This is a genomic window from Mesorhizobium sp. M7A.F.Ca.US.014.04.1.1 (genome assembly GCF_003998745.1).
Lineage (GTDB): Bacteria > Pseudomonadota > Alphaproteobacteria > Rhizobiales > Rhizobiaceae > Mesorhizobium > Mesorhizobium ciceri.
This window is the reverse complement of record NZ_RZRW01000218.1, coordinates 1-9010: the sequence shown is the minus strand read 5'-3', so window position 1 is coordinate 9010 and position 9010 is coordinate 1. Positions and strand designations below refer to the sequence as shown.

At 62.4% G+C, this 9010-nt stretch carries 9 protein-coding genes and 1 pseudogene; 8 read left to right on the top strand and 2 right to left on the bottom strand.

Going from position 1 to position 9010, the window contains the following annotated elements; genetic code table 11:
- The 5 genes and pseudogenes from EOA22_RS16245 to EOA22_RS16225 all read left to right on the top strand — a co-directional run.
- Positions 1–194: pseudogene (locus EOA22_RS16245) on the top strand (polyprenyl synthetase family protein); the annotation flags it as partial.
- 105 nt (positions 195–299) lie between these two features.
- Positions 300–968 carry a GntR family transcriptional regulator gene (locus tag EOA22_RS16240; RefSeq protein ID WP_063167653.1) on the top strand — a complete coding sequence of 223 codons (669 nt, stop codon included), beginning with the start codon at positions 300–302 and terminating at the stop codon, positions 966–968.
- Between the two features lie 107 nt (positions 969–1075).
- A complete protein-coding gene (locus tag EOA22_RS16235) occupies positions 1076–1669 on the top strand; it encodes a biotin transporter BioY (protein WP_063167654.1) in 594 nt (197 codons plus the stop codon).
- Entirely contained in the window at positions 1666–2109 is a 444-nt protein-coding gene (locus tag EOA22_RS16230; RefSeq protein ID WP_063167655.1) for a DUF1284 domain-containing protein, read from the top strand. Before EOA22_RS16235 ends, EOA22_RS16230 begins: the two co-directional genes overlap by 4 nt.
- Before the next feature lie 257 nt (positions 2110–2366).
- Positions 2367–4142 (top strand): tetratricopeptide repeat protein, encoded by a 1776-nt coding sequence (locus tag EOA22_RS16225; protein WP_063167656.1) that lies wholly within the window; start codon positions 2367–2369, stop codon positions 4140–4142.
- Positions 4143–4224: 82 nt separating this feature from the next.
- On the opposite strand, the gene EOA22_RS16220 is transcribed toward EOA22_RS16225, so the two are convergent.
- Positions 4225–4686 carry a GNAT family N-acetyltransferase gene (locus EOA22_RS16220; protein ID WP_024502644.1) on the bottom strand — a complete coding sequence of 154 codons (462 nt, stop codon included), beginning with the start codon at positions 4684–4686 and terminating at the stop codon, positions 4225–4227.
- 196 nt (positions 4687–4882) lie between these two features.
- On the opposite strand from EOA22_RS16220, the gene EOA22_RS16215 reads away from it, so the two are divergent.
- Positions 4883–5803 (top strand): glycine--tRNA ligase subunit alpha, encoded by a 921-nt coding sequence (locus EOA22_RS16215; protein ID WP_174299093.1) that lies wholly within the window; start codon positions 4883–4885, stop codon positions 5801–5803.
- 3 nt (positions 5804–5806) lie between these two features.
- Here EOA22_RS16215 and EOA22_RS37705 read toward each other — a convergent pair whose 3' ends face one another.
- Positions 5807–5983: a hypothetical protein gene (locus EOA22_RS37705; RefSeq protein WP_164755492.1), complete on the bottom strand. Its 177-nt coding sequence runs from the start codon at positions 5981–5983 to the stop codon at positions 5807–5809.
- A gap of 226 nt (positions 5984–6209) precedes the next feature.
- On the opposite strand from EOA22_RS37705, the gene glyS reads away from it, so the two are divergent.
- Both glyS and EOA22_RS16205 read left to right on the top strand, forming a co-directional pair.
- Complete coding sequence (glyS, locus tag EOA22_RS16210; RefSeq protein ID WP_063167657.1) at positions 6210–8330, top strand: glycine--tRNA ligase subunit beta; 2121 nt, start codon at positions 6210–6212, stop codon at positions 8328–8330.
- A gap of 109 nt (positions 8331–8439) precedes the next feature.
- Complete coding sequence (locus tag EOA22_RS16205) at positions 8440–8730, top strand: hypothetical protein (protein WP_063170186.1); 291 nt, start codon at positions 8440–8442, stop codon at positions 8728–8730.
- Positions 8731–9010: the final 280 nt, after the last annotated feature.

Here is a 9010-nt window from a genome sequence, read left to right as displayed (position 1 = left end):
ACAATGTCGCCGATGACGCCGGCCTGGAAAAGGAGACCGGCCTGATGACCCGCCACGGCGCCATTGCCGACACGATCGGACGCGCGCGCCATTTCGGCGAGATTGCCCGCGACGCGCTGGCGCCGCTCGAAGCGACGCCGCAGAAATCGGCGCTGATCGACGTCATCGATTTCTGCATCAGCCGGGTCAACTAAAGGCTGGACTTTCGCGACGCTATCTCTGGCCTGCGCTAAGAGGAAGTTTAGGAATTCGGTCCCGCCGTCTCGACAAGCCGCCCTGCCGCAAATTATCTATAAAACATGGCAAAGGGCACAGACGACACCATCGCGGTGCGCATCAGCAAGGTTCTGGCGGACCGCATCATTTCCGGTGCGATCGAGCCGGGGGCCAGGCTTCGGCAGGATCACATCGCCGAGGAATTCCAAACCAGCCATGTTCCGGTGCGCGAGGCCTTCCGCCGCCTCGAGGCGCAAGGGCTGGCCATCGGCGAACCGCGCCGCGGCGTGCGTGTCGCGTCTTTCGACCTGGGCGAGGTCAAGGAAGTCGCCGAAATGCGCGCCGCCCTTGAAGTGCTGGCGCTGCGCCACGCGGCGCCGCATCTGACATCGGCCATTCTCGATCTCGCCGAGGAGGCGTCCAAGGCTGGCGACAAGTCCCGCGATGTCCGGTCGTGGGAAGAGGCCAACCGCGCCTTCCACCGCTTGATCCTGTCGCCATGTGGCATGCCGCGCCTGCTCGCCACCATCAACGATCTGCACGCGGCAAGCGCCCGTTTCCTGTTCGCGGCATGGCGCTCGGAGTGGGAGACACGCACCGATCAGGACCATCGCGCGATCCTCGCCGCCTTGCGGCAGGGAAACACCGAATCGGCGGCCGTCACACTGGGGCGGCACGTCCAATGGATTGGCCGCAAGCCGGTCAGGACGGCTTCCGGAACGACGCGCGAAGCCTTCGCCATCGTAGGTTAGACGGCCTCCGCCAAAGCCAGGGCTTGCAATCTCCAGGGAAGTGTGGATTCGATAATAGATCGAAAACAGAAATTATCTATAATTTGAAATCGATCGAAGGAATCCCAATGACAGACGTCGCATTCTCGTCCAGCAAGCCGTCGTTCAGCCCGCTCCGGCTCCAGGATCGTTCTCTTGCCTGGCAGATTGGAGCCGTTGTGCTCGGCACCCTGTTCCTGGCGCTGTCATCCTACGTCGAAGTGCCGATGGTGCCGGTCCCGGTGACGATGCAGACCTTCGCCGTGACATTGGTCGGCGCGCTCTATGGCTGGCGGCTTGGCGCGCTCACCATCGCCGCCTGGCTGGTCGAGGGTGCGGTCGGCTTTCCCGTTCTGTCCGGAGGGGCAGCGGGTGCGGCGCATTTCGTCGGGCCGACGGCTGGCTATCTCTTCGCCTTCCCGCTTGTCGGCGCACTGGTCGGCTGGCTGGCCGAACGCGGCTGGAACGGCAAAAGGGTGATGCTTGCCTTCGTCGCCATGCTGCTTGGCAACCTTGCCTGCCTTGTGCTGGGCACAGCATGGCTTGCCGTCATGATTGGAGCCGAACAGGCCGTTACCTTCGGCTTCCTGCCGTTCATCGTCGGCGGCTTGCTCAAGTCGGCGCTGGGTGCCGCGACGCTCATGGCGCTTCGCGGCGGCAAGGCCAAGCTGGTCAATCCGTGACGATCAGGCTGCGCGCCCATCACCTCCTTTGCCTGCTCACCTATGTGGGCAAGGGATACAGCCCCGCCTTCACCGCCAATTATGATCGCGTAGCGGAGCGCCTGAGCCGGGGCGAGGACGTCCTCCTCGTTTCCGGCCCAGACGATGTCTGCGCCCCGTTGCTCGACGAGCCGGAACCGCACTGCCTCAACGAGAGCGTCGTCGAGCGGGACCGGCTCGCCGCGCAGGACGTGGAAGAATTGTTGGCACGGCCAATCCAGGTCGGCACCTGTGTTGATCTCGACACGGCGATGCTGGGCCGGATGCGGCAGGCGTTTTCGGCTGGCCTTGTACGCAAGGCCTGCGGCGGCTGCGAATGGAACGAACTGTGCAGCACGATAGCGGCCGGCGGCTACAGCGACACGCTGGTGCAACGGTCTGCCTCGCCAGGCAAGGGCTGATATTGGCCCGAGCCTTGGCGGTCGAAGCGGAGCCTCAGCGTCGAATCTGTGATATATTCGGCGCCGCGTAGGGCCATGGCCGAAATCCCAAGAGCGGAAAATTGGTGCCTGTCGCCATGATTTGTTAATCGGGTGCCCGGATTGTGAATTCGAGGCGGATTGAAGCGCGACCCCAAAAAGGCCATGCTTTGCCTGGAAAGATCGAGTCTACGCCGATCCCGCTGACGCGGAGATGGCGCCTGGCTGAAAGGGATACGATGCGGCAAGGACGTGCGCGCTGGCTGACAAGGCTGGCAATTGTGACAGGCATGGCGATCTCGGCTTTGCCGGCCTATGCCAAGCAAACCACCGAACCGGTCAAGATCACGTCGTTTTCGGGCGCCTATCTGGCAGCCCGTATCGCCGAAGGCGATAACGACCTCGACAGCGCCATCGCCTACTACAAGCAAGCATTGGCCTTCGACCCGAGCGACACCGGCCTGCAGCAGAGCCTGATGCTGTCGCTGATCGCGCAAGGGCGCTTCGACGAATCCCTGGTCTATGCCGACAAGCTCAAGGAAGTGCCTGACATCGAGCGTTTCTCTCGGCTGGCGCTCGCCGTCGATTCCTTCCACAAGAAGGATTTCACCAAGGCGCAGTACTGGCTCAAGCTGTCGCTGGAATCCGATCTCGACCGGCTGATCTCCGGGGTGATGTCCGGCTGGGCGCAGCAAGGCGCCGGCGAGCCTGCCGATGCGATGGCGTCCATCGACAAGCTGCAGGGGCCGGATTGGTTCGGCCTGTTCAAGTCGTTCCACCGCGCCCTGATCGCTGATGCATCCGGCATGCCCGAAAAGGCCGAGGCGATCTACGCCGCGACCATGCAGGATACCGCCGCCGGTGGTGCCGCTCCCGAAACCTGGATGCGCAACGCCCAGGCCTACGCCTCGTTCCTGGCCCGCAAGGGCGACAAGACCAAGGCGCTGTCGGTGCTCGATCAGGCCGAGGCGTTTTCGCCTGGCAAGCTGGAAATCGTCGCCTTGCGCGACCGAATTGCAAAAGGCGACAAGATTGCGCCCCTGGTGGCCGGCCCATCCGATGGCGCCTCCGAAATCCTGCTCGACCTCGCCACCGCGCTCAACCGTGGCGGCGGCGAGCCCTTCGTGCGCCTCTATCTGCAATATGCGCTTGCTTTGAAGCCTGATAGCGACGCTGCCCTTGTGCAACTCGCTGCCGTGTCCGAGCAATTGAAGGACGGCGAAGGCGCCATCGCGCTCTATCGCCGGATCCCCGCCGGTTCGCCGCTGAAGGAGCTTTCGGACCTGCAGCTCGGCCTCAACCTTGCCGATCTCGACCGTCACGAAGAAGCGATCACTCATCTGAAGGCTTTCGTCGACGCCCATCCCAATGACATGCGCGCCTATCTGGCGCTCGGTGGCGTCTATTCCTCGAAGGAGGATTTCCGTTCGGCCGCCACACTCTACGACAAGGCTGTCGAGGCGCTGAAGACGCCGACCGCAGCCAACTGGAACATCTTCTACCAGCGCGGCATCGCCTATGAGCGCCTGAAGGAATGGCCCAAGGCCGAGCCGAACTTCCGCAAGGCGCTGGAACTGTTCCCCGACCAGCCGCAGGTGCTGAATTATCTCGGCTATTCCTGGGTCGACATGAACATGAATCTCAAGGAAGGGCTGGCGATGATTCAAAAGGCCGTCGACCTCAGGCCGAGCGACGGTTACATCGTCGATTCGCTGGGTTGGGCCTATTTCCGCCTCGGCAGGTTCGATGACGCGGTGCGCGAAATGGAACGCGCCGTGTCGCTTAAGCCGGAAGATCCGGTTCTCAACGATCACCTCGGCGACGCCTACTGGCGCGTCGGCCGCAAGCTGGAAGCCACCTTCCAGTGGAACCAGGCTCGCGACCTGAAGCCGGATCCCGATGTGCTGGCCAACTTGCAGCAGAAGCTGATGAAGGGCCTGCCGCCGATCGAATCCAACACGGCGCAGGAGACCCCGAAGGTCAAGCCGGAGCCGGTGCCCGCCCCGAAGGGATGAAGTCAGCCATTTGAATTCAACGCAAACGGGGCTCTTTTCAGAAGTCCCGTTTTCGTTTGAACCGCGTATTCGGTTGGCTGCCTCAGAAGAGCTTGCGATAGACGACAAAGCCGGAGTGTTCGGCGACCTTGTCGTAAAGCTTCATCGCCGTGTGATTGGTCTCATGCGTCAGCCAGTATACCCGGCCTGAGCCGGCCGCCTGGGCACGCTCGTAGACGCCCTCGATCAGCGCCCGTCCGATGCCTTTGCCACGCGATGCCTGCGTGGTGAAAAGGTCCTGCAGATAGCAATTCGGCGCGATCGCCGTGGTGCTGCGATGGAAGAGATAATGCACGAGGCCGAGAAGCCGTCCCTCGCTTTCGGCCACCAGCGCGTGGACCGGCTCATAGGCATCGAAGAAACGCGACCATGTCATCTGGGTAATCTCACCCGGCAGGGCCGTTTCGCCCGAGCGGCCATAAAATGCATTGTAGCCGTCCCACAGCGGCAGCCATTGCTCGAAATCCTGTCGCGCAACGGGGCGGATGACGATCGGGCTGGGCATGGCTGAAACCTGTTGTCGTTGCTGCACAGGCGAACAGAGCGCAGGCCCGAGAGATGGGCAATGGGCCAGCTCCATAATGTCGGCGCAACCGCATCGTCGTGCTTTGCTTGACGCTTCGCCGCCGTGTCTCTAGGACGTGCCGGCAAGCTAGCCTGTGCTGTCGAGGCCACCCGTGACAATTGAAATCCCCGCCCATATGCATCCCAGCCGCTCGTTCCAGGGGCTGATCCTGACCTTGCACAACTATTGGGCGGCCTATGGCTGCGTCATCCTGCAACCCTACGACATGGAAGTCGGCGCCGGCACCTTTCATCCGGCAACGACGCTGCGCGCGCTCGGCCCGAAACGCTGGAACGCTGCCTATGTCCAGCCCTCGCGCCGCCCCAAGGACGGGCGTTATGGCGAGAACCCGAACCGGCTGCAGCATTATTACCAGTACCAGGTGATCCTGAAGCCGAACCCGCCCAACTTGCAGGAACTCTATCTCGGCTCGCTGGCGGCGATCGGCGTCGATCCGCTGCTGCACGACATCCGCTTCGTCGAGGATGATTGGGAAAGCCCGACGCTGGGCGCCTGGGGTCTCGGCTGGGAATGCTGGTGCGACGGCATGGAAGTCTCGCAGTTCACCTATTTCCAGCAGGTCTGCGGTATCGAATGCGCACCGGTGGCCGGCGAACTCACCTACGGGCTGGAGCGGCTGGCCATGTATGTGCAGGGCGTCGACAATGTCTACGACCTCAATTTCAACGGCCGGGAAGGCGCCGACAAGGTCACCTATGGCGATGTCTTCCTGCAGGCCGAGCAGGAATATTCGCGCCACAATTTCGAACACGCCAACACGGCGATGCTTCTGCGCCACTTCGAGGACGCCGAGACCGAATGCAAGGCGCTGCTCGATGCCGGCGCGCCGGCATCGAACGACAATCTGCCGATGCACCGCATGGTTTTCCCGGCCTATGATCAGTGCATCAAGGCCAGCCATGTCTTCAACCTGCTTGACGCGCGCGGCGTGATTTCGGTCACCGAACGGCAGAGCTACATCCTGCGGGTGCGCAATCTGGCGAAGGCCTGCGGTGAGGCGTTTTTGAAGACGCAGGCGGGTGGCCTGGCGGCCTGAGTCTCAGGCCCGCTTCATCATCTCGAAGGAAGCTTTGATCGGCAGTATGTTCTGGCTGCTGGCACCGTCGATTGTGCGCAATGCCTGTCGAACGCCCGGCATCGAGAAGGCACCGTGAGCCTGCGCGGTGAAGCAGGCGCCGAGTGCGAGGATCTGCAGAAGTCTGGATGCCGTTTTCATGGTCGTTGAGCCAAATGTTCCCTGCCTGAGCGTGGGTCGCTTCAGCGCTGCGTTCGGTTCATGGAAATCTTTGATCCAAGGACGGGTGGCGCGGTCTCGTCCCGACAGGATGGCCAAAATTTCTGGAAACGGGCGCAAATCGGCGATCCCCGTGCGGAAAGGGTGACAGCGGCCAGCCGAGTTGCTATGCCCCCGCCCGGACCATTTTGCCGCGTGAGCCCCATCCATGCCTGACCTGCTTCTAGAACTCCGCTCGGAAGAGATTCCCGCCCGCATGCAGCGCAAGGCGGCTGGCGATCTCAGGAAGATGCTGACTGACGGCCTGGTCGAGGCGGGGCTGACCTATGAGGCGGCGCGCGAGTACTGGACGCCGCGGCGGCTGACCCTCGACATCAGGGGTCTCACCGCGCGCTCGAAGGATATAAACGAAGAGATCAAGGGGCCTTCGACATCGGCGCCCGAACAGGCGGTCCAGGGCTTCCTGCGCAAGGCCGGACTTTCCTCGATCGCCGAGGCGCATGTCCATTCCGATCCGAAGAAGGGCGATTTTTATGTCGCCCACATTTCGAAGCCGGGCAGGGCGGCCGAACAGATCATCGCGGACCTGGTGCCTGATATCATCCGCAATTTCCCGTGGCCGAAATCGATGCGCTGGGGGCCGGCCTCGGCCAAGCCAGGTTCATTGCGCTGGGTGCGCCCGCTGCAATCGATCCTGTGCACGTTCGGCCCGGAGACAGAGGAGCCGGTCGTGGTCGATTTCGAGATCGACGGCATCCGCTCCGGCAACATCACCTATGGCCACCGCTTCCATGCGCCTGATGCGATCATGGTGCGCCGCTTCGACGACTATGTTTCCAAACTGGAAGCGGCCAAGGTCGTGCTCGATGCCGACCGCCGCAAGGAGATCATCCTTGCCGACGCCCGCAATCTCGCCTTCGCCAACGGGCTCGATCTGGTCGAGGACGAAGGGCTGCTGGAGGAGGTGTCCGGACTGGTCGAATGGCCGGTCGTGCTGATGGGCGAGTTCGAGGAGGCATTCCTTGCCATTCCAGCCGAAGTGATCCGACTGACCATCCGCGCCAACCAGAAGTGCTTTGTGACGCGGCCGCAGGGTGTCGACGACGCGCTTTCCAATCGCTTCATTCTAACCGCCAACATCGAAGCCAGGGATGGCGGCAAGGAGATCGCCCACGGCAACGGCAAGGTGGTGCGCGCCCGTCTGTCCGACGCGCTTTATTTCTGGACGACCGACCAGGGCGATTTGCCTGACCTGGCTGAGCTCGAGGCATCGGCGGAAAAATTCGGGCTTGATCTCAAGAAGCCTCTCGACCAGCGCATGGCCCGCCTCGACCATCTCGGCGTGACTTTCCACGCCAAGCTCGGCACGCAGGGCGAACGGGTGGAGCGGATCAAGCGATTGGCGGAAGAACTGGCTCCGACAGTCGGCGCCGATCCCGCACTCGCGCGCCGCGCTGCCGTCTTGGCCAAGGCAGATCTCACCACCGAAGTCGTCGGCGAGTTCCCGGAACTGCAAGGCGCCATGGGCCGCAAATATGCGCTGCTTCAGGGCGAGCATGCATCGGTCGCCGCTGCAGCGGAGGAACACTACAAGCCGCAAGGCCCGTCCGATCGCGTATCGAGCGATCCGGTTTCGATCACAGTGGCGCTTGCCGATAAGCTCGATACGCTGGTCGGTTTCTGGGCAATCGACGAAAAGCCGACTGGGTCGAAGGATCCCTATGCGCTGCGTAGAGCGGCGCTGGGTGTGGTTAGAATATTGGTCGAGAATGATATTCGACTGGCGCTGGCAGCCATCGTCGGGAAAGCGTCTGACCTTCTGTCCTTCTTCCACGACCGCCTGAAAGTCTACCTCCGCGATCAGGGCGCCCGGCACGATCTCATCGATGCCGTCATCACGCCGCAGTCCGACGACCTCTTGCAGATCGTCCGCCGCGTCGAGGCGCTCGGCGCCTTCCTCGACACCGAGGACGGCAAGAACCTGCTCGCCGGCACTAAGCGCGCGGCCAACATTCTGGCTGCCGAGGAGAAAAAGAAAACGGCGGTCGCCGAAACCGTTGAGCCGGCGCTGTTTCGCGCGGATACCGAGAAATCGCTGTTTGCGGCGGTGAACCAGGCTGAGAAGCAAGCCGGCGAAGCGATTCAAAACGATGATTTTTCCGGCGCCTTGCTGGCGCTTAGCGTGTTGCGCGAGCCGGTTGATTCATTCTTTGAGCATGTTCTTGTAAACGATGAGGATCAGGCGGTGCGTGCCAACCGCCTGGCGCTGCTCGCCCGCATCCGCACGGCCACCGGTCAGGTCGCGGATTTCTCCAGGATCGCAGGTTAAGGCGAAGAAAATATTCTCTGCTACCGGCCGTTCGAGCCGGCTTACAGTCATATGGCGATGATCTCTCCGTGGCAAAAGGGACATGTTCCCCAACCCCACGGAGGCTTCCATGAATTCCGATCACGAAATCGAAGTGACAGAAGAAACTCCCGCCGAGGCGCTTGAATCCGCTTCCGAAACCATTCTCGATCATGCCGCCGCCGCAGCGATCGAAGCCGCTGACCTGTCTGATGACGACGAAGACGGCGACGATGAAGAAGGCGAAGAGTCCACCGAAGCTGCCACGCTCTCGGATGACGACGAAGATGAAGACGAGGACGAAGACGACGCCGAGGACAGCGTGAAGGCTGAAGGCGACGAGTCCGAAGAAGAAGACGACGACAAGGAAGAAGCGGCCTGATCTTTTCAGCCGCCGAGTCTATCGATGGCAAGGCGGCGCCGAGGCGCCGCCTTTTGCTATCAGCCGTCCCCGAAGCCGACTGTCAGCCGCCCCGGCGACGGCCCGTCAGTTCTCGAGAATGCTGACGCGCACGCTGTTTTCGTAGACGTCGACCTGGATCAGCGGTTCGCCATTGACGATGGCGCGCTTGGTCGAGGAACTCATCGCGCCGCCGCGTTCCAGCATGCGCTGCAGGTCGGCGCGCTGGTCGTTGGTCCTGAACCAACCATCAGCCTCGTCG

What these genes read in the sequence shown, in the direction of transcription:
- EOA22_RS16215 (WP_174299093.1), top strand. Translation starts at nt 4,883, where the DNA reads ATGCATCCCAGCCGCTCGTTCCAGGGGCTGATCCTGACCTTGCACAAC.
- EOA22_RS16205 (WP_063170186.1), top strand. Translation starts at nt 8,440, where the DNA reads ATGAATTCCGATCACGAAATCGAAGTGACAGAAGAAACTCCCGCCGAG.
- EOA22_RS16220 (WP_024502644.1), bottom strand. Translation starts at nt 4,686, where the DNA reads ATGCCCAGCCCGATCGTCATCCGCCCCGTTGCGCGACAGGATTTCGAG.
- glyS (WP_063167657.1), top strand. Translation starts at nt 6,210, where the DNA reads ATGCCTGACCTGCTTCTAGAACTCCGCTCGGAAGAGATTCCCGCCCGC.
- EOA22_RS16240 (WP_063167653.1), top strand. Translation starts at nt 300, where the DNA reads ATGGCAAAGGGCACAGACGACACCATCGCGGTGCGCATCAGCAAGGTT.
- EOA22_RS16235 (WP_063167654.1), top strand. Translation starts at nt 1,076, where the DNA reads ATGACAGACGTCGCATTCTCGTCCAGCAAGCCGTCGTTCAGCCCGCTC.
- EOA22_RS16225 (WP_063167656.1), top strand. Translation starts at nt 2,367, where the DNA reads ATGCGGCAAGGACGTGCGCGCTGGCTGACAAGGCTGGCAATTGTGACA.
- EOA22_RS37705 (WP_164755492.1), bottom strand. Translation starts at nt 5,983, where the DNA reads ATGAAAACGGCATCCAGACTTCTGCAGATCCTCGCACTCGGCGCCTGC.